This is a genomic window from Paractinoplanes rhizophilus (assembly GCF_042664765.1).
In the GTDB taxonomy this organism is placed as follows: Bacteria; Actinomycetota; Actinomycetes; order Mycobacteriales; family Micromonosporaceae; genus Actinoplanes; species Actinoplanes rhizophilus.
Genome location: NZ_JBHTBJ010000007.1, coordinates 63310 through 82006 on the forward strand (window position 1 = coordinate 63310; position 18697 = coordinate 82006).

14 protein-coding genes are annotated in these 18697 nt (G+C 71.0%); 12 read left to right on the forward strand and 2 right to left on the reverse strand.

Translation table 11 applies throughout. The features are described 5' to 3' along the window. Positions 1 to 29 precede the first annotated feature (29 nt). From ACFQS1_RS12475 to srmL, 11 genes are all read left to right on the forward strand, one after another. Complete coding sequence (locus tag ACFQS1_RS12475) at positions 30 to 1517, forward strand: CoA-acylating methylmalonate-semialdehyde dehydrogenase (protein ID WP_378967183.1); 1488 nt, start codon at positions 30 to 32, stop codon at positions 1515 to 1517. A 157-nt stretch (positions 1518 to 1674) separates the two neighbouring features. Then, positions 1675 to 3099: an aminobutyraldehyde dehydrogenase gene (locus tag ACFQS1_RS12480; protein WP_378967185.1), complete on the forward strand. Its 1425-nt coding sequence runs from the start codon at positions 1675 to 1677 to the stop codon at positions 3097 to 3099. Between the two features lie 32 nt (positions 3100 to 3131). After that, the gene (locus ACFQS1_RS12485; RefSeq protein WP_378967188.1) at positions 3132 to 4292 is read left to right on the forward strand and encodes an ABC transporter ATP-binding protein; all 1161 of its coding nucleotides are present in this window, start codon (positions 3132 to 3134) and stop codon (positions 4290 to 4292) included. Positions 4293 to 4333: 41 nt separating this feature from the next. Then, positions 4334 to 5542 (forward strand): polyamine ABC transporter substrate-binding protein, encoded by a 1209-nt coding sequence (locus tag ACFQS1_RS12490; protein WP_378967190.1) that lies wholly within the window; start codon positions 4334 to 4336, stop codon positions 5540 to 5542. A gap of 2 nt (positions 5543 to 5544) precedes the next feature. Continuing rightward, positions 5545 to 6408, forward strand: coding sequence for an ABC transporter permease (locus tag ACFQS1_RS12495; RefSeq protein WP_378967193.1), 864 nt, complete (start codon positions 5545 to 5547; stop codon positions 6406 to 6408). Continuing rightward, on the forward strand, positions 6405 to 7256 hold the full coding sequence (locus ACFQS1_RS12500) for an ABC transporter permease (RefSeq protein ID WP_378967195.1): 852 nt from the start codon (positions 6405 to 6407) through the stop codon (positions 7254 to 7256). The genes ACFQS1_RS12495 and ACFQS1_RS12500 overlap by 4 nt, the downstream gene beginning before the upstream one ends. A 6-nt stretch (positions 7257 to 7262) precedes the next feature. Then, positions 7263 to 8651, forward strand: coding sequence for an NAD(P)/FAD-dependent oxidoreductase (locus tag ACFQS1_RS12505; RefSeq protein WP_378967197.1), 1389 nt, complete (start codon positions 7263 to 7265; stop codon positions 8649 to 8651). 445 nt (positions 8652 to 9096) lie between these two features. Beyond that, a complete protein-coding gene (gene gabT / locus ACFQS1_RS12510; RefSeq protein ID WP_378967199.1) occupies positions 9097 to 10377 on the forward strand; it encodes a 4-aminobutyrate--2-oxoglutarate transaminase in 1281 nt (426 codons plus the stop codon). Positions 10378 to 10393: 16 nt separating this feature from the next. Further along, positions 10394 to 11776 carry an aspartate aminotransferase family protein gene (locus ACFQS1_RS12515; RefSeq protein ID WP_378967202.1) on the forward strand — a complete coding sequence of 461 codons (1383 nt, stop codon included), beginning with the start codon at positions 10394 to 10396 and terminating at the stop codon, positions 11774 to 11776. Between the two features lie 151 nt (positions 11777 to 11927). Further along, complete coding sequence (locus ACFQS1_RS12520) at positions 11928 to 13985, forward strand: glycoside hydrolase family 3 protein (protein ID WP_378967204.1); 2058 nt, start codon at positions 11928 to 11930, stop codon at positions 13983 to 13985. 339 nt (positions 13986 to 14324) lie between these two features. Then, positions 14325 to 15425 (forward strand): PheS-related mystery ligase SrmL, encoded by a 1101-nt coding sequence (gene srmL / locus ACFQS1_RS12525; RefSeq protein ID WP_378967207.1) that lies wholly within the window; start codon positions 14325 to 14327, stop codon positions 15423 to 15425. A 6-nt stretch (positions 15426 to 15431) separates the two neighbouring features. Here the strand turns inward: srmL and ACFQS1_RS12530 are convergent, their stop codons facing one another. Together ACFQS1_RS12530 and ACFQS1_RS12535 are read right to left on the reverse strand one after the other, a co-directional pair. Beyond that, positions 15432 to 16703, reverse strand: coding sequence for an NAD(P)/FAD-dependent oxidoreductase (locus ACFQS1_RS12530; protein WP_378967209.1), 1272 nt, complete (start codon positions 16701 to 16703; stop codon positions 15432 to 15434). Further along, entirely contained in the window at positions 16700 to 17206 is a 507-nt protein-coding gene (locus tag ACFQS1_RS12535) for an Lrp/AsnC family transcriptional regulator (protein WP_378967211.1), read from the reverse strand. Before ACFQS1_RS12535 ends, ACFQS1_RS12530 begins: the two co-directional genes overlap by 4 nt. A gap of 141 nt (positions 17207 to 17347) precedes the next feature. Here ACFQS1_RS12535 and ACFQS1_RS12540 point away from each other — a divergent pair, with 141 nt between their 5' ends. Continuing rightward, positions 17348 to 18550, forward strand: a complete 1203-nt coding sequence (locus ACFQS1_RS12540) for a saccharopine dehydrogenase family protein (protein ID WP_378967213.1) — start codon at positions 17348 to 17350, stop codon at positions 18548 to 18550. The last annotated feature ends 147 nt before the right edge of the window (positions 18551 to 18697 follow it).

Genomic DNA, 18697 nt, shown 5'->3' on the forward strand with positions numbered 1-18697 from the left:
CGTCCAGGGGTGTTACGTAATGTCGGGCCATGACACGTATCGCGCACTGGATCGCGGGCGCCGAGCGCGCCGGCACCTCGGGCCGCAGCGGGCCCGTCTACAACCCGGCCACCGGGGAGCAGACCGGTGAGGTCGATCTCGCCTCCGCCGAGGAGGTGGCGGCCGCGGTCGCGGTCGCGAAGGAAGCGGCGCAGGCGTGGCGCGAGGCGTCGCTGTCGCGCCGGTCCGCGGTGCTGTTCAAGTTCCGCGAGCTGCTCGCCGAGCGGGCCGGCGATCTCGCCGCGGTGATCACCAGCGAGCACGGCAAGGTGCTCTCCGACGCGACCGGCGAGGTGGCGCGGGGGCTGGAGAACGCGGAGTTCGCGACGGGCATCCCGCACCTGATGAAGGGCTCCTACAGCGAGCAGGCGTCGACCGGCGTGGATGTGTACTCGATCCGCCAGCCGCTCGGGGTGGTCGCCGGCATCACGCCGTTCAACTTCCCGGCGATGGTGCCGCTGTGGATGTGCACGACGGCGATCGCGGCGGGCAACGCGTTCGTGCTCAAGCCCAGCGAGAAGGACCCGTCGGCGGCGCTGTTCCTGGCCCGGCTGTGGCAGGAGGCGGGGTTGCCGGACGGCGTGTTCACCGTGCTCAACGGCGACGCCGAGGCGGTCGGCGCGCTGCTGACCCACCCGGACATCGCGGCGATCAGCTTCGTCGGCTCCACGCCGGTGGCCAAGCACATCTACGAGACCGGCACGGCCAACGGCAAGCGGGTGCAGGCGCTCGGCGGGGCCAAGAACCACATGGTGGTGCTGCCGGACGCGGAGCTCGAGGCGGCGGCGGACGCGGCGGTCAGCGCGGCGTACGGCAGCGCCGGCGAGCGGTGCATGGCGGTGTCGGTGGTGGTGGCCGTGGGCGACGTGGCCGGCCCGCTCGTCGAGGCGATCGCGGCGCGGCTGCCCAAACTGCGGATCGGCCCCGGCACCGACACGGAGTCCCAGATGGGGCCGCTGATCAGCGCGGCGCACCGGGATCGGGTGACCGGCTACATCGAGGCCGGCGCGGCGAGTGGCGCGACGGTGGTGGCGGACGGCCGCGAGGCGGAGGTGCCGGGCGACGGCTACTTCCTCGGGGTGACGCTGCTCGACAACGTGACGCCGGAGATGACGGTCTACACCGACGAGATCTTCGGCCCGGTGCTCTGCGTGGTGCGCGCGAACTCGTACGCGCAAGCCGTTGCCCTGGTCAATGACAACGAATACGGGAACGGTACCGCGATCTTCACCCGCGACGGTGGCGCGGCGAGGCGGTTCCAGTTCGATGTGAACGCGGGCATGGTCGGGGTGAACGTGCCGATCCCGGTGCCGGTCGCCTACTACTCGTTCGGCGGCTGGAAGGCGTCGCTGTTCGGCGACACCCACATGTACGGGCCGGACGGCGTCCACTTCTTCACCCGCACCAAGGTCGTCACCTCGCGATGGCCGGACCCGGGCACGTCGAGTGTGGATCTCGGCTTCCCGCAGACCCGGTAACGCCGGATTGCGTAGCTCCGAGGGCCCATCGACGCCTGATTCCGTTTCAACTTTGGAAAATTCCTCGGATTCCCTTGTCTCGCGCACGTGCGTGTGACAAGGTCCGTGGCGTCGTCGTGTGGGACCTGTCACAGGCCTCAGCGGGAGGGTCTATTCAGTGGACGAGCTGCGGAACTTCGTGGGTGGCGCCTGGACCGGCACCGTGGACGGCGTCACCTCCGAGGTCGTGGATCCGAGCACCGGCGAGGCGTACGCGTCGGCCCCGGTCTCCGCCGCAGCCGACGTCGACCGCGCCATGTCCGCCGCCACCTCCGCGTTCGAGACCTGGCGCGACGCCACCCCGGCCGAGCGGCAGCGCGCCCTGCTGCGCATCGCCGACGCGGTCGAGTCCTGGGCCGACGAGCTGATCGCCGCCGAGTGCCGCAACACCGGCAAGCCGGTCGAGGCCACCCGCCGCGAGGAGATCGGCCCGATGGTCGACGAGCTGCGTTTCTTCGCGGGCGCGGCGCGCGTCCTGGAGGGCAAGTCGGCCGGGGAATACCTGCGCGACCACACCTCCTACGTCCGGCGCGAGCCGATCGGGGTGTGCGCGCAGGTGACGCCCTGGAACTACCCGATGGTCATGGCCGTCTGGAAGTTCGCGCCCGCCGTCGCGGCCGGCAACAGTGTGGTGCTCAAGCCCTCCGACACGACACCGGTGAGCACGCTGCTGCTCGCCGAGATCGCCGCCGAGTTCCTCCCGCCCGGCGTGCTCAACGTGGTCTGCGGCGACCGGGACACCGGCCGCGCCGTTGTCGCCCATCCGGCGCCGCAGCTCGTCTCGATCACCGGCTCCACCCGGGCCGGCATGGAGGTCGCCGTGGCGGCGGCGGCCGACCTGAAGCGGGCTCATCTGGAGCTCGGTGGCAAGGCGCCGGTGATCGTCTTCGACGATGTCGACCTCGAGTCGGCCGCCGAGGCGATCGCCGGCGCGGGCTACTTCAACGCCGGGCAGGACTGCACCGCCGCCACCCGGGTGCTGGCGCACGGCCGGATCGCGGCCGACTTCACGGCCGCGCTGGCCGCGGCGGCCAAGAGCACCCGGGTCGGCCCGCCGTCCGATCCGCAGGCGTACTTCGGCCCGGTCAACAACGCCGGCCAGCTCTCGCGGGTGCGGGGCTTCCTCGACCGGGCCCCGGAGCACGCCGAGATCGTCACCGGCGGCCACCGGATCGGCGACCGCGGGTACTTCCTCGAGCCGACCGTGGTGGCCGGCCTCACCCAGCGCGACGAGATGATCCAGGACGAGGTGTTCGGGCCGGTCATCACCGTGCAGGCGTTCGACGACGAGGACACCGCGGTCCGCTGGGCCAACGACGTCCGCTACGGCCTGAGCGCCAGCGTCTGGACGCAGAACCACGGCCGCGCGATGCGGGTCTCCCGCCGGCTCGACTTCGGCGCCGTCTGGATCAACACGCACCTGCCGTTCGTCTCGGAGATGCCGCACGGCGGCTATGGGCACTCGGGTTACGGCAAGGACCTTTCGATGTACGGGTTCGAGGAGTACACCCGGATCAAACACGTGATGAGCCACCTGGGCTGACCCGCCCGTCCCCCGCGCGAAGAGGAAGCACCATGACCAGCCCCCAGCACAGCGCCGTCGCCGCCCCGCCATCCGGCGCGGCCGCCGGCGGGCAGCCGGCGATCCGCTTCGCCGGCGTCCACAAGACCTACCTCGCGCACGGCGACGAGGTCCCGGCCGTCAAGCGGCTCGACCTGGCGATCGCCCAGGGGGAGTTCTTCTCGCTGCTCGGCCCGTCGGGCTGCGGCAAGACCACCACGATGCGGATGATCGCGGGCTTCGAGGAGCCGACCGCCGGCAAGGTGTTCCTCGACGGGGAGGACGTCACCGGCGTGGCGCCCAACAAGCGCGACGTGAACATGGTCTTCCAGTCGTACGCGTTGTTCCCGCACCTCAACACGTTCCAGAACGTGGCGTTCGGCCTCGAGCGCAAGAAGGTCGGCAAGGACGAGATCAGGCGCCGGGTCGCCGAGATCCTCGAGATCGTCTCGCTGACCGGCATGGAGAGACGCGCCCCCCGGGAGATGTCCGGCGGCCAGCAGCAGCGGGTCGCGCTGGCCCGCGCCCTGGTCAACCGGCCGCGGGCGTTGCTGCTCGACGAGCCGCTCGGCGCCCTCGACCTCAAGCTGCGCCAGCAGATGCAGGTCGAGCTCAAGCGCATCCAGCGCGAGGTCGGCATCACCTTCATCTACGTCACCCACGACCAGGGCGAGGCGCTGACCATGTCGGACCGGATCGCGGTGATGAACGCCGGCGCGATCGAGCAGCTCGGCACGCCGCGGGAGATCTACGAGCGGCCGGCGAGCCGGTTCGTGGCCGGCTTCATCGGCACCTCGAACATCGTCGACGGCCACGTCGAGCGGGCCGAGAACGGCCTGGCGCTGCTCAGCTACACCGAGCAGGACCGGGTGGTGGTCCCGTGCGGCAGCGCGGTGCGGGCCGGCGACAAGATCGAGGTGTCGGTGCGGCCCGAGAAGATCGACCTGCACCGGGCGCTGCCGCCGGCGACCTCGACCGGCGGGAGCGTGCTCTCCGGCGTCGTCAACGAGGTCGTCTACCACGGAACCTCGACGAACTACACGGTGGCGACCGCGGCCGGCGCCGACTTCACTGTCTTCGATCAGAACGCCTCGAACGCCGAAGACCTCGCCGATCGCGGCGATCGCGTCTACCTCACCTGGGCCCCCCAGCATTCGTACATGATCGGAGTCTGATGTCTGCCTCGAGCACCCCCGACCCCGCCTTTCTTCGTGGCATGACCCAGCGCCGGCTCGGCCGGCGCGACGCTCTGCGCATCTCCGGTCTCGGCGCCCTCGGCGCCGCCCTCGCCGCCTGCGGCGTGCAGGGCAAGGCGAAGCCCGGCGCCAGCGCCGCCCCGGACGCGGTCGCGAAGTACTGGACCGGCAAGGCCAAGACCGGCCACATCGACTTCGCCAACTGGCCGCTGTACATGGACCCCAAGAAGCCCGAGCTCAAGGCGTTCACCAAGGAAACCGGCATCACGGTGAACTACCAGGAGGTCATCCAGGAGATGGGCCCCTGGTTCGCCAAGGTGCAGCCGCAGCTGTCGGCCGGCCAGTCGATCGGCTTCGACCTCATGGTGATCACCAACAGCGTGCAGTTCGCGCAGTTCCGCGACTCCGGCTTCCTGGCCCCGCTCGACCACGCCAAGCTGCCGAACTTCAAGAAGAACGCGGCCGCCTCGTACACCAAGGAGGCCTTCGACCCGGGCAACGTGTACAGCGTGCCGTGGGCGTCCGGGATGACCGGCATCGCGTACGACGAGGCGAAGACCAAGCGGCCGATCACCAAGCTCGCCGACCTGTGGGACCCGGCCTTCAAGGGCAAGGTCGGCATGTTCTCCGACACCCAGGAGCTGGCCAACTTCGGCCTGCTCAAGGCCGGCATCAACCCGGACGGGTCGAAGGAGGCCGACTGGCAGACCGCGGCCGCCGAGCTGAAGAAGCAGAAGGACGCGGGCATCGTCCGCAAGTACTACGACCAGAGCTACATCGACGCGCTCGGCAACGGCGAGGTCTGGATCACCCAGGCCTGGTCCGGCGATGTCTTCCAGAAGAACGTCTCCGACGGGACGGATTTCAAGTTCGTCATTCCCGAGGAGGGCGGCACGATCTGGACCGACAACTTCACGATCCCGATCACCGCGAAGGCGCCGGTCGACGCGATCATGCTGATCGACTTCTTCTACCGCACCGACATGGCGGCCTCGCTGGCCGAGTACATCAACTACGTCTGCCCGGTGCCCGCCGCCCAGGACCAGATCAAGGCGGACGCCGCCAAGAAGAGCGGCGACGACAAGCAGGACCTGCTCGACATCGCCGACTCCGAGCTGGTCTTCCCGTCCGAGGCGGAGTATTCGAAGCTGCACTACTACGTCTCCTTCGACTCGGTCACCGACCAGCAGACGTTCCAGAAGACCTTCGAACCGATCACGCTGGGCTGAGGATGAACCGGGTCAAACGGCAGCTGGCGCCCTATTTCCTGGTCCTGCCGGGCGGTCTGTGGCTGCTGCTGTTCTTCGCGATCCCGATGATCGCCATGCTGTCGCTGTCGCTGCAGCAGGGCGACGTCGTGTACGGGTACCAGCAGACGTTCCACTGGCAGAACTACCGCGACGCGATCTCCGGCTACCACGATCAGCTGATCCGCTCGCTGATCTACGCGGCGATCGGGACGGTGCTGCTGATCGCGCTGGCCTTCCCGGTGGCGTACTGGATCGCCTTCTACGGCGGCCGGCGCAAGGCGACGTACCTGTTCCTGCTGCTCCTGCCGTTCTTCGTGTCGTTCGTGCTGCGCACCATCTCGTGGCGGCAGATCCTCACCGACAACGGGCCGGTGCTGCACCCGCTGAAGCAGATCGGGCTGCTGCCCGACTCGTACCATCTGCTCGGCACCCCGGTGGCGGTGATCGGCGGGCTGGTCTACAACTTCCTGCCGTTCATGGTGCTGCCGATCTACGTGGCCCTCGAGCGGATCGACCCGCGGGTCGTCGAGGCGGCCCGCGACCTGTACGCGAGCCCGCCCAGCACCTTCCGCAAGGTGATCCTGCCGCTGGCGCTGCCCGGCGTCTTCGCCGGCGTGCTGATGTCGTTCGTGCCGATGGCCTCGGACTACGTCAACTCCGAGGTGCTCGGCAGCCAGTCGACCACCATGATCGGCCAGGTCATCCAGCACAAGTACCTGCAGACCTCCGACTATCCGACGGCCGCGGCGCTCTCGTTCATCCTCATGGCGGTGCTGCTGGTCGGCATCTTCGCCTACGCCCGGGCGCTGGGCACCGAGGACGTGATGAAGGTGGCGGCCCGATGAGCCTGAGCACCCTGCACCGGCCCGCCACCGAGCCGGCGCCGGCGGCCCGGCCGCGCCGCCGCCTCAAAGGCGGCACGCTGCTGTTCCTCTACACCTGGCTGGTCATCATCTGGCTGATCATCCCGATCGCCGTGATGGTCGCGTTCAGCTTCAACAACACCCCGGGCCGCTACAACCAGCACTGGGACGGCTTCACGCTCAAGTGGTGGCACCCGGCCAAGCTGTTCGAGATCGAGGACCTCACCAAGGCGCTGTGGACGTCCCTGGCGATCGCGGTGATCTCCAGCGTCGTGTCGGCGGCGCTGGGCACCGGCATCGGGTACGCGCTCGGGCGCTACCGGTTCCGCGGTTCCGGCACGCTCAACGTGATCATGTTCAGCACCATCTCGTCGCCCGAGCTGATCATGGGCGCGTCGCTGCTCTCGCTCTTCGTTTCGCTCGCCGTCGGCCCGGGGTTCGTGACGATCACGATCGCGCACATCATGTTCTCGATCTCGTTCGTCGCGGCGATCGTGCGGGCCCGGGTGGTCACGCTCGACCGCTCGATCGAGGAGGCGGCGGCCGACCTGGGCGCCACCGCCTGGACGACGTTCTGGAAGGTCACCTTCCCGATCATCCTGCCGGCCGTCTTCTCCGGCCTGCTGCTGGCGTTCGCGCTGTCCATCGACGACTTCGTCGTCACCAACTTCACCGCCGGCAGCACGGTCACGTTCCCGCTGTGGATCTGGGGCTCCACCCGCGTCGGCCTGCCCCCGCAGGTCAACGTGATGGGCACGCTGATCTTCGCGTTCGGGGTGCTGATCGCGGTGGTCACCAACATCCGCTCCCGGAAAGCAAAGCGGGCTTGATAACTCGTGGGCTCGTCCCTCAACGATGCGCTTGCTGAGCCCTACTGGCTCACCCAGCCCGGGGCGCCGGCCCCGGCCGACCCGCTCGCCGGCCTCACCACCGCGGACCTCGCGGTGGTGGGCGCCGGGTACAGCGGCTTGTGGACCGCCCTGATCGCCAAGGAGCGGGATCCCTCGCTCGACGTGGTGATCGTCGAGGCCGGCACCGCGGGCTGGGCCGCTTCCGGCCGCAACGGCGGGTTCTGCGCGGCCAGCCTCACCCACGGCTTCGACAACGGCCTCGCCCGCTTCCCGGACGAGCTGCCCGAGCTGCTGCGGCTCGGCCGGGAGAACCTCGACGAGATCTCGGCGGCCGTCGCCCGCTACGGGATCGACTGCGACTTCCGGCACACCGGCGAGCTGCAGGTGGCCACCGAGGAGTGGCAATGGCGCGAGCTGGTCGCCGGTTGCGCCGCCGAGGCGGCCCACGGTCTCGACGTGGAGCTGCTGGACCGTGATTCCGTACGGGCGGAAGTCGACTCGCCCACGTACCTCGGCGGCGTCTGGGACCGCACCGGCTGCGCCATGGTCGACCCGGCCCGGCTCGCCTGGGGCCTGCGTGACGCCTGCCTCTCGCTCGGCGTGCGCATCTACGAGAACACCAAGGTCGAGCGCATCTCCGCCACCCGCGGCGGGCTCTTCCTGCAGACCTGGCGCGGCGGCGTCGACGCCCGTCGCGTCGCGCTGGCCACCGGGGCGCACGGCCGGCTGCTCAAGCGGCTGCAGCAGTTCGTGGTCCCGGTCTACGACTATGCGCTGATGACCGAGCCGCTCTCGGCGGCGCAGCTCGACGCGATCGGCTGGCGCAACCGGCAGGGCATCGGCGACGCCGGCAACCAGTTCCACTACTACCGGCTCACCGCCGACAACCGGATCCTCTGGGGCGGCTACGACGCGGTCTACTTCAACGGCGGCCGGATCACCCCCGCGCAGGATCAGCGCGAGGCCACCTTCGCGGTGCTGGCCGATCACTTCGCGGCCACCTTCCCGCAGCTCGACGGCCTGCGCTTCACCCACAAGTGGGGCGGGGTGATCGACTGCTGCAGCCGGTTCAGCGCGTTCTTCGGCACCGCGCACGGCGGGCGCCTGGCCTACGCGGCCGGCTACACCGGCCTCGGCGTGGGCGCCACCCGCTTCGGCGCCAAGGTCATGCTCGACCTGCTCGGCGGCACGCCGACCGAGTTGACCGCGCTCAAGATGGTGCGCACCAGGCCGGTGCCGTTCCCGCCCGAGCCGGCGCGCAGCGGCGTCATCCAGCTGACCCGCTGGTCGATCGCCCGCGCCGACCGCCACCAGGGCCGCCGCAACCTGTGGCTGCGCACCCTCGACGCCATGGGCCTCGGCTTCGACTCGTGAGCCGGCGCTTCTCCCTCGCCCGCCGCCCGTCGCCCGGTCGCTCGCCGCCCGTCGCTCGTCGCTCGCCGCCCGTCGCCCGTCGCTCGTCGCTCGCCGCCCGTCGCCCGTCGCCCGCCCTGACGCGCCGTCGCCGACTGGGTTGCTGCGCACTTTGCTCTGCTTCCTCCGAGTAAGCGGCCACGTCGATGCTTCCTCCGAGTGAGCAGAGCAGGGCTCTGCTTCCTCCGAGTAAGCGCAGCACGTCGATGCTTCCGCTGAGGAAGCAGAGCAGGGCTCTGCTTCCTCGGGGTAAGCGGGCACGTCGATGCTTCCTCCGAGTGAGCAGAGCAAAGCGTGGCGAACGGGCTGCAGCCGCCAGGGCGCGGCGCGGAAATAGTTGTTGGGCCTCTTGCGAACGACGGAATCAGTGGAATGATCGGGGTTCAAGGCCCGAAGGAGTAGAGATATGCCCACCTCCGACGACCTGCACCGGCGCCGGAGCTCGGCCGTGGCGCGCGGGGTCTCCAGCATGATCCCGTCGTATGTCAGCAGCGCCGCCGGCGGCACGATGACCGATGTGGACGGGCGCGAGTGGATCGACTTCGCGGCCGGCATCGCGGTGACCAACGTCGGCAACGCCGCGCCCAGGGTGGTGGCCGCCGTCCGCGAGCAGGTCGAGCGGTTCACCCACACGTGCTTCATGATCGCGCCGTACGAGCAGTACGTGGCGGTCTGCGAGGAGCTGGCCGCGCTCACCCCGGGCGCCTTCGAGAAGCGCTCGGCGCTGTTCAACTCCGGCGCCGAGGCGGTGGAGAACGCCGTCAAGATCGCCCGGCACGCGACCGGCCGGCCGGCCATCGTCGTGTTCGAACACGCCTACCACGGCCGGACCAACCTCACCATGGCGCTCACCGCCAAGGTGATGCCGTACAAGCAGGGCTTCGGGCCGTTCGCCGGCGAGATCTACCGGGTCGCCATGTCGTATCCGTTCCGGGACGGCCGCGGCGGGGCGGACGCGGCGGCGTACGCGATCGGCCAGATCGAGAAGCACGTCGGCGCGACCAATGTCGCCGCGGTCCTGATCGAGCCGATCCAGGGCGAGGGCGGCTTCGTGGTGCCCGCCCCGGGGTTCCTGCCGGCGCTGGCCGAGTGGAGCAGGCAGGCCGGTGCGGTGTTCGTCGCCGACGAGATCCAGACCGGCTTCTGCCGCACCGGGTCGTGGTTCGCCAGCGAGCACGAGGGCGTCGAGCCCGACCTGATCACCACGGCCAAGGGCATCGCCGGCGGCCTGCCGCTGGCCGCGGTCACCGGCCGCGCCGAGATCATGGACGCGGTGCACCCGGGCGGTCTCGGCGGCACCTACGGCGGCAACCCGATCGCCTGCGCCGCCGCGCTCGCCAGCATCGAGACCATGCGCCAGCTCGACCTGGCCGCCGCGGCCCGGCACATCGAGGCGGTGGCCCGCCCCCGGCTCGACGCCCTGGCCGCCAAGCACCCGCAGGTCGGCGAGGTCCGTGGCCGCGGCGCGATGCTGGCCCTGGAGCTCGTGGTGCCGGGCGCGAAGAACGAGCCCGCCGCGGCCGCCACCGCCGCGGTCGCCAGCGCCGCGCACGACTCCGGCCTGCTGCTGCTCACCTGCGGCACGTACGGCAACGTGATCCGGATCCTGCCGCCGCTGGTGATCACCGACGACGAGCTCGATCGCGGGCTGAGCCTGCTCGAGCAGGCCTTCTCGACCACCCTCTGAGAGACGGAGCCCCGCCTTGTCCGACCTTCAGTCACCCGACTTCGAGAAGCTCTCCGGCGCCGCCCGGGACCATCTCTGGCTGCACTTCACGCGCCTGTCGTCGTACCAGCACGCCGAGGTGCCGCTGATCGTGCGCGGCGACGGCTGCTACGTCTGGGACAGCGCCGGCCGCCGCTACCTCGACGGCCTGTCCGCGCTGTTCGTGGTGCAGACCGGGCACGGGCGCCAGGAGCTCGCCGAGGCCGCCGCCAAGCAGGCCGGCGAGCTGGCGTACTTCCCGATCTGGTCGTACGCGCACCCCAAGGCGGTCGAGCTCGCCGACCGGCTGGCCGGCCTCACCCCGGGCGACCTGAACCGGGTCTTCTTCACCACCGGCGGCTCCGAGGCCGTCGAGTCGGCGTGGAAGCTGGCCCGCTCCTACTTCAAGCGGGTCGGCAAGCCGCTCAAGACCAAGGTGCTGTCCCGGCAGATCGCCTACCACGGCACCTCGATGGGCGCCCTGTCGATCACCGGCATCCCGGCGCTGAAGCAGGACTTCGAGCCGCTGGTGCCGTCCACCTTCCGGGTGCCGAACACGAACTACTACCGCCGCCCCGACGAGTCGATGAGCCTGGAGGAGTTCGGCGTCTGGGCCGCCGACCGCATCGCCGAGGCGATCGAGTTCGAGGGCCCCGACACGGTCGCCGCGGTCTTCCTCGAGCCGGTGCAGAACGCCGGCGGCTGCTTCCCGCCGCCGCCCGGGTACTTCCAGCGCGTCCGCGAGATCTGCGACCGCTACGACGTGCTGATGGTCTCCGACGACGTGATCAGCGGCTTCGGCCGGCTCGGCGAGTGGTTCGGCGGCCACAAGTACGACTACACGCCCGACATCATCACCGTCGCCAAGGGCCTGACCTCCGGTTACGTCCCGCTCGGCGCGATGATCGCGGCGGACCGGCTGGCCGAGCCGTTCCTGCACGGCACCAACTGGTTCGCGCACGGCATCACGTACGGCGGCCACCCGGTCGGCGCGGCGGTGGCCCTGGCGAACATGGACATCATGGAGCGGGAGGACCTCAACGGGCACGTCCGGCAGAACAGCGACCTGTTCCGGTCGTACCTGGAGCGCCTCTACGACCTGCCGATCGTCGGCGACGTCCGCGGCGACGGGTACTTCTTCGGCATCGAGCTGGTCAAGGACAAGGCCACCAAGGAGACCTTCGACGAGGAGGAGTCGGAGCGGCTGCTGCGCGGCTTCCTCTCGCACGCGCTCTTCGACGCCGGCCTCTACTGCCGGGCCGACGACCGCGGCGACCCGGTGATCCAGCTGGCGCCGCCGCTGATCGCCGGCGAGGAGCAGTTCGCCGAGATCGAGCAGATCCTGCGGGCGGTTTTGACCGAGGCTTCGAACCGGTTGTAAAGCGCCTATTTACCGACGGCCCCGGCGTTTCGCCGGGGCCGTTTTGTTGCTTGGTGCCTACGCCGCGAAACCGGACGGTTACTTGGCGGCATTGATCGGGGTGATTATCGGGCGAGTGAGGTCAGGCCCTCCTAGTCCGAGGAGAAATGGCGTGCGACCAATCAGGTCTTTCGTGGCGGGGGCACTGGCCCTCGCCCTGGTGCCGCTCACCGCGGTGTCCACCGCTCACCACCTGCCGTACCTCGACCCGCGGCTGCCCACCGACCGCCGCGTGGCCGACCTGATGCGGCGGATGACGCTCGACGACAAGATCGGCCAGATGACGCAGGCGGAGCGGGGCGCGGTCACCGGCGACCCCAGCCAGATCACCGCCCTGCGCCTCGGCTCCGTGCTCTCCGGGGGCGGGTCGGTGCCGACCCCGAACACCCCGGCGGCGTGGGTCGACATGGTCAACACCTTCCAGGCGGCCGCGCTGAACACGCCGCTGAAGATCCCGATGATCTACGGGATCGACGCGGTGCACGGGCACGGCAACGTGTACGGCGCCACGGTCTTCCCGCACAACGTCGGGCTGGGCGCCACCCGCGACCCGGGCCTGGTCTACCGGGCGTACCGGGCGACCGCGTCCGAGGTGCGGGCGACCGGCATCCCGTGGGACTTCGCGCCGTGCGTCTGCGTGTCCCGCGACGAGCGCTGGGGCCGGGCGTACGAGAGCTTCGCGGAGGACCCGGGGCTGGTCGTCAAGATGGAGACCGCGATCGACGGCCTCCAGCGCGGCGGGGTGCTCGCGACCGCCAAGCACTACGCCGGCGACGGCGACACCAGGTACGGCACCGGCTCCGGCGACTTCGCCATCGACCAGGGCATCACCGTCACCAACCGCCGCGACTTCGCCCGGATCGACCTCGCGCCGTACGTGGCGGCGATCCACCGGCACGACGTCGGCAGCGTGATGCCGTCGTTCTCCAGCGTCGACTGGACCGAGGACGGGGTCGGCAACCCCACCAAGATGCACGCCAGCCGGGAGCTCATCACCGGCGAGCTGAAGGGCCGGATGGACTTCGACGGCTTCGTGATCAGCGACTGGGAGGGCATCCACCAGATCCCCGACCCGTCCGGCGACCCGGCCCCGACGGCGCTGCAGGTGCGCACCGGCGTGAACGCGGGCATCGACATGTTCATGGAGCCGAACACGGCGGCGCAGTTCGAGACCGTGCTCAAGGCCGAGGTGCAGGCCGGGCGGGTGCGCATGGCGCGGATCGACGACGCGGTGCGGCGGATCCTGCGGGCGAAGTTCGAGCTCGGGCTGTTCGAGCACCCGTACGCGTCCGCCGCGCACATCGGCGACGTGGGCAGCGCCGCCCATCGGGCCCTCGCCCGCGAGGCGGTGGCCGAGTCGCAGGTGCTGCTGAAGAACTCGCACCACGCGCTGCCGCTGAACAAGAACACGCCGATCTACGTGGCCGGCCGCAACGCCGACAACATCGGCAACCAGGCCGGCGGCTGGACCATCGACTGGCAGGGCCGCTCCGGCGACGCGATCCCCGGCACGACCATCCTCGAGGGCATCCGGCAGGTGGCGCCGAACGTCACCTTCAGCGAGGACGGCACCGCCCCGGTCGGCGACGCGCGGGTCGGCGTCGTGGTGGTGGGCGAGACCCCGTACGCGGAGGGCTTCGGCGATGTCGGCGGACCGTCCTGGCCGTGGGGCACGCCGGCGCAGACCGAGCCCAAGTCGATGACCCTGCAGCCCGGCGACAAGGCCGTGGTCGACCGGGTGTGCGCGGCGGTGGCGACCTGTGTGGTGCTGCTCGTCTCCGGCCGGCCGCAGGTGATCACCGACCAGCTGCCCGTCATGGACGCGCTGGTGGCTTCCTGGCTGCCGGGCAGCGAGGGCGCGGGCGTGGCGGACGTGCTGTTCGGCCGGCGGCCGTTCACCGGGCGCCTCCCGGTGACGTGGCCGGCCACCGTCGACCAGGTGCCGATCAACGTCGGTGACCGCGATTATCACCCGCTTTATCCGTACGGGTGGGGCCTGCGCACCGGTGGCGGCCACGCCAAGCTCGACGCCCTCCGCGACACGGCCCAGGCCCGCGTCGCGGCCGGGCACGGCGGCCCCGGCTGGGCGTCGAAGCTGGCCGAGGCCGAGCGGGCCCACGTGGCCGGCGACGACGCGCGAGCCGCCGCCCTGTGGCGGTCGGTGCGGTGACCGCCCCCGCCGCCCGGTGGCGGTCGGTGCGGTGACCGCCGGCTGAGAGCCGGGCCGTCGCGGTGACCGCCACACCGCGGCGGCCCCTCGGGCCGCATGAGCACCCAAACCTCAACCTCTAGTTGAGGGTTGGGTGTGGACTCTCACTCTCAACCTGACAGTTAATCCGGATGCCGCGCGGCCGGGTCGCGTGGCACGCTGGGGTCATGACACGTGGCGCGCTGTTCGGCCGGCCCCCTCTGGTGGCCGCCTAGCTCCGCGCGTTTCTTCCGGCCGCCCCTGGGGCGGCCTTTTTCCGGCCTTCTCCGTGGGTGGCGCCCGTCCCGAAGGAGAAGACCGATGCCCCACCTCACCCCCGGCGAGCTCGCCGCCGACCTGGCCGTCCGCGATCTGACCGATCCCGCGCAGGGGCCGCACGCGATCCAGCTGCTGGTCTCGTCGATCCTTTCCGCCGTCGCCGCGCGGTGGCCGGCGGCGCCGCTGATCGTCCATCGTGGCGAGCGGATCGTCGACGTGGCCGACAACTACGATCGCCTCGGCTACGCCCCGACGGCTGCGGCCCGCGACGCGCGCTACACCCGATATGTCGCGCCGGATCGGATGCTGCGGTCGCAGACGTCGGCGTTGATCCCCGGCGCGCTGCGGGAGGTCCGCTCGGCGCCGGTCCTGATCGCCTGCCCCGGCGTGGTCTATCGCCGGGACGCCATCGACCGGCTGCACACCGGCACCCCGCACCAGCTCGACCTCTGGGCGCTGGACACCGGCGCCGGCCTGCTCGACCTGGCCGGGGTGGCGCTGGATGCCGCCCTGCCGGGGGTGGCCTGGCGCACCCGGCCGGCCACCCACCCCTACACGACCGGCGGCCTGGAGATCGAGGCGCCGGCCCCGGCCGTCGGTCCGCCCAGCCGTCTCGGCGGCGACTGGGTCGAGGTGGGGGAGTGCGGCGTCGCGGCCGCCCACGTGCTGCGCCGGCCCGGCGTGACCGGTCTGGCGCTCGGGCTCGGCCTGGACCGGCTGCTGATGCTGCGGAAGGGCATCGACGACATCCGCCTGCTGCGCTCGCCGGACCCGCGGGTGGCCCGGCAGATGACCGGCCTGGCGCCCTACCGGCCCGTCTCGCCGCAGCCGCCGGCCTGCCGCGACCTCTCGGTGGCCCTGCCGGCCGGCGTGACCACCGAGGACCTGGGTGACCGGGTGCGAAGCCTGCTGGGCGAGGACGCCGGCCTGGTCGAGGAGGTGACCATCCGATCGGTCACGCCGGCCGGGTCCCTGCCGCCGTCGTCGCGCGCGCGGTTGGGCCTCGCCGAGGGGGAGGCCAACGTGCTCCTGCGGGTGGTGCTGCGTGACCTGACGGCGGCGCTGCCCAAGGAACGGGCCAACGCGTTACGGGACCGGCTGTGGACGGGGTTGATGGGCGACCGGGCGCCGTCCCCACGCTGAGACAGGTCAGGACGCTCGCGGGCGCTCCAGGGCGTCCCGCAGGGTGGTCGCGTGCCGGGCGGCGTTGATGCCGAGCCAGCGGATCGGCTCGGGCTCCCAGCGGCGGGAGCGGTGGCCGACCCAGGGCAGGGTGGTCAGGTCGCTCGGGGTGCCGATGATCAGGTCGGCCAGGGTACGGCCGGCCAGGTTGGCGGCTGCGACGCCGTCGCCCACGTAGCCGCCGGCCCAGGCCAGGCCGTCGGCGAGGCCCACGCTGGGCATCCAGTCGCGGGGGACGCCGAGCGGGCCGCCCCAGCGGTAGGCGATCGCGGGCCGGATGCCGAACATCTCGGTGAGGGTGGCCCGCAGGTTGTCGAAGACGGTGGGGACTCGGTCGTAGCCGGGCTCGATGCGCGAGCCGAAATGGTAGGGCGCGCCGCGGCCGCCGAAGGCGAGACGGTCGTCGGCGGTGCGCTGGCCGTAAATGATCATGTGGCGCTCGTCGCTGAACGTCTCGCGGCGGCGCAGGCCGATCCGCTCCCAGTCGGACTCCGGGAGCGGCTCGGTGGCGATCATCAGCGAGTAGACCGGCGCGAGGCTGCGGCGGTGCCCGGCCAGCCGGGCGGTGTAGCCCTCCAGGGCGCGCACGACCGTGCCGGCGCGGACGGTGCCGCGGTCGGTCTCGGCGAGGCCGCGTGCGATCCGCCGTACGCGTGTCCGCTCGTAGATTTTGATCTTGCGATTTTCCACGGCCCCGGCGAGGCCGCGCACCAGTTTGGCCGGATGCAGCGCGGCGCAATCGGGGCTGAAGACGCCGCCGAGAACGCCGGTCGCGCCGCAGATCGCGCCGGCTGCGGCGGCCCCGATGAATCCCTCGGCGCGCCGCGCCCGGCGCAACTGAGCGGGGGTACGGGCGAGCGTGATCGTGCCGCCCTTCGCATAGTCGCAGTCGATGCCCTCCGCCGCGGCGGCCCGCCCGACCTCGTCCACGGCGCCCGCCAAGGCATGATGCATCGCGGTGGCCCGCGCGGCGCCGTACCTCTTGGTCAGTTTCTCCTCGGAGACCGGGAAGAGTCCGCTGGCCCAGCCGCCGTTACGGCCGGACGCCCCGAAGCCGCAGAACTCGGCCTCGAGGACGACGATCTTCAGGTCCGGCGCGACCTGGGAGAGGTAGTACGCCGTCCACAGGCCGGTATAGCCGCCCCCGGCGATGGCCACGTCGGCGTTCCGGTCTCCGTCGAGCGGCGGGCGCGGCGTGATCGGGCCGAGCGTGTGCAGCCAGTAGGACGGTGCGGTCACCTGGTTCCCCACGCGTACGTCTGTTTCGCCAGCTTCAAATACATGAACGTCTCGCAGGAGGTGACGCCCTTGACCGTGCGGACCTTCTCGTTGAGCAGGTCGAGAAGGTGCTCGTCGTCGGTGCAGACCAGCTCGACCAGCAGGTCGTAGCCACCCGCGCAGATCACCACGTAGTCGACCTCGGGGATGGTGGCGATCTCGTCGGCGATCGCGCGCAGGTCGCCGTTCACCTTCAGGCCGACCATCGCCTGCCGGGCGAAGCCGAGCGTGAGCGGGTCGGTCACCGCCACGATCTGCATGAGCCCGCCGTCGAGCAGGCGCTGCACGCGCTGGCGCACGGCCGCCTCCGACAGGCCGATCTCCTTGGCGAGCGTCGCGTACGACATCCGCCCGTCGCGCTGAAGGTGCTCGATGATCTGCTTGTTGATCTGATCCAGAGCCAGGTCCGCCGTCACGCCGCGATTCTTCCCCGGGCCGGGGTGGACGGCAATCACGTCGGGCATCCGAGTCCCTCTCCGACCGGCGGTGGCAACTGCGTTTATCGCAGAGTTGATCGCTCTTGACAAGGGTTTCGGTGGTGTGGACGCTCTTGGGACGCGGTTTCGGTTCTCTGTCGCCCGTTTCGGGTGAAAGGTGTGTCTCTCATGCGCGTCCTGGTCGTCGGCGCGGGCGGCGTCGGGTCCGCCGCGGCCGGCATTGCCGCACGCCGCTCGTTCTTCTCCGCCTTCGTCATCGCCGACTACTCGCTCGACCGCGCGGCCCGCGCGGCATCGGCCGACCCCCGCTTCGTCGCCGAGCGGGTCGACGCCTCGTCCGCCGGCAACATTTCCGAGTTGTGCCGCAAGCACGCGATCACGCACGTTCTGAACGCGGTCGATCCCCGGTTCGTCATGCCGGTCTTCGAGGGCGCCCTGGCTGCGGGCGCCTCCTATCTCGACATGGCGATGTCGCTGTCCCACCCGCACCCCACCGAGCCGTACCGGCTGACCGGGGAGAAGCTGGGTGACGCGCAGTTCGCCCTGGCGTCGTCGTGGGCGGAGGCCGGGCTGCTCGCCCTGGTCGGGATCGGGGTCGAGCCCGGCCTGTCGGACATCTTCGCCCGGTATGCCGCCGACCACCTGTTCTCCCGCATCGACGAGGTCGGCATCCGCGACGGCGGCAACCTGGTCGTCGAGGGCTACGACTTCGCGCCCTCGTTCTCGGTGTGGACCACCATCGAGGAGTGCCTCAACCCGCCGGTGATCTGGGAGAACGGCGAGTGGCGCAGCACGGTGCCGCTGAGCGAGCCGGAGATCTTCGACTTCCCCGGCGGCATCGGCCCGGTCGAGTGCGTCCACGTCGAGCACGAGGAGGTGCTGCTGATCCCGCGCTGGGTGGACGCCGGCAAGGTCACCTTCAAGTACGGGCTGGGCTCGGAGTTCATCGAGGTGCTGCGGACGCTGCACAAGCTCGGCCTGGACAGCACGGCGCCGGTGCGGGTGGGCGGCGTCTCGGTCTCGCCGCGCGACGTGGTGGCGGCCGTGCTGCCCGACCCGGCGACGCTGGGCGACAAGATGACCGGGACGACGTGCGCCGGGACGCTGGTGCGCGGCCTGGGCGTGGACGGGTCGCCGCGCGAGGTCTACCTCTATCACCTGGTCGACAACGAGTGGTCGATGCGGGAGTACGGGGCGCAGGCGGTGGTCTGGCAGACCGCGGTCAATCCGATCGTGGCGCTGGAGTTGCTCGCCACGGGCGTCTGGCAGGGCGCCGGGGTGCTGGGGCCGGAGGCGCTCGACCCGGTGCCGTTCCTGGACAAGCTCGTCGAATACGGCGCCCCGTGGCAGATCAGGGAGGGCGCCGCCTGAGGCGCCCGCGCCAGGTCCACGGCCGCGGCCGCGACCGATCCGCTCGGCGCGGCTCCGCGCCCGTCCCGAGCGGCCGCCGCCGGGAACCCGCTCTGATCGGCCGACGCCGGAAATGCTGATCCGGTTGACGGAAGACGTCGCTCGGGG

Coding starts and splice junctions, on each gene's coding strand:
- ACFQS1_RS12500 (WP_378967195.1), top strand. CDS start 6,405: ATGAGCCTGAGCACCCTGCACCGGCCCGCCACCGAGCCGGCGCCGGCG.
- ACFQS1_RS12540 (WP_378967213.1), top strand. CDS start 17,348: ATGCGCGTCCTGGTCGTCGGCGCGGGCGGCGTCGGGTCCGCCGCGGCC.
- gabT (WP_378967199.1), top strand. CDS start 9,097: ATGCCCACCTCCGACGACCTGCACCGGCGCCGGAGCTCGGCCGTGGCG.
- ACFQS1_RS12485 (WP_378967188.1), top strand. CDS start 3,132: ATGACCAGCCCCCAGCACAGCGCCGTCGCCGCCCCGCCATCCGGCGCG.
- ACFQS1_RS12495 (WP_378967193.1), top strand. CDS start 5,545: ATGAACCGGGTCAAACGGCAGCTGGCGCCCTATTTCCTGGTCCTGCCG.
- ACFQS1_RS12475 (WP_378967183.1), top strand. CDS start 30: ATGACACGTATCGCGCACTGGATCGCGGGCGCCGAGCGCGCCGGCACC.
- ACFQS1_RS12490 (WP_378967190.1), top strand. CDS start 4,334: ATGACCCAGCGCCGGCTCGGCCGGCGCGACGCTCTGCGCATCTCCGGT.
- ACFQS1_RS12535 (WP_378967211.1), bottom strand. CDS start 17,206: ATGCCCGACGTGATTGCCGTCCACCCCGGCCCGGGGAAGAATCGCGGC.
- srmL (WP_378967207.1), top strand. CDS start 14,325: ATGCCCCACCTCACCCCCGGCGAGCTCGCCGCCGACCTGGCCGTCCGC.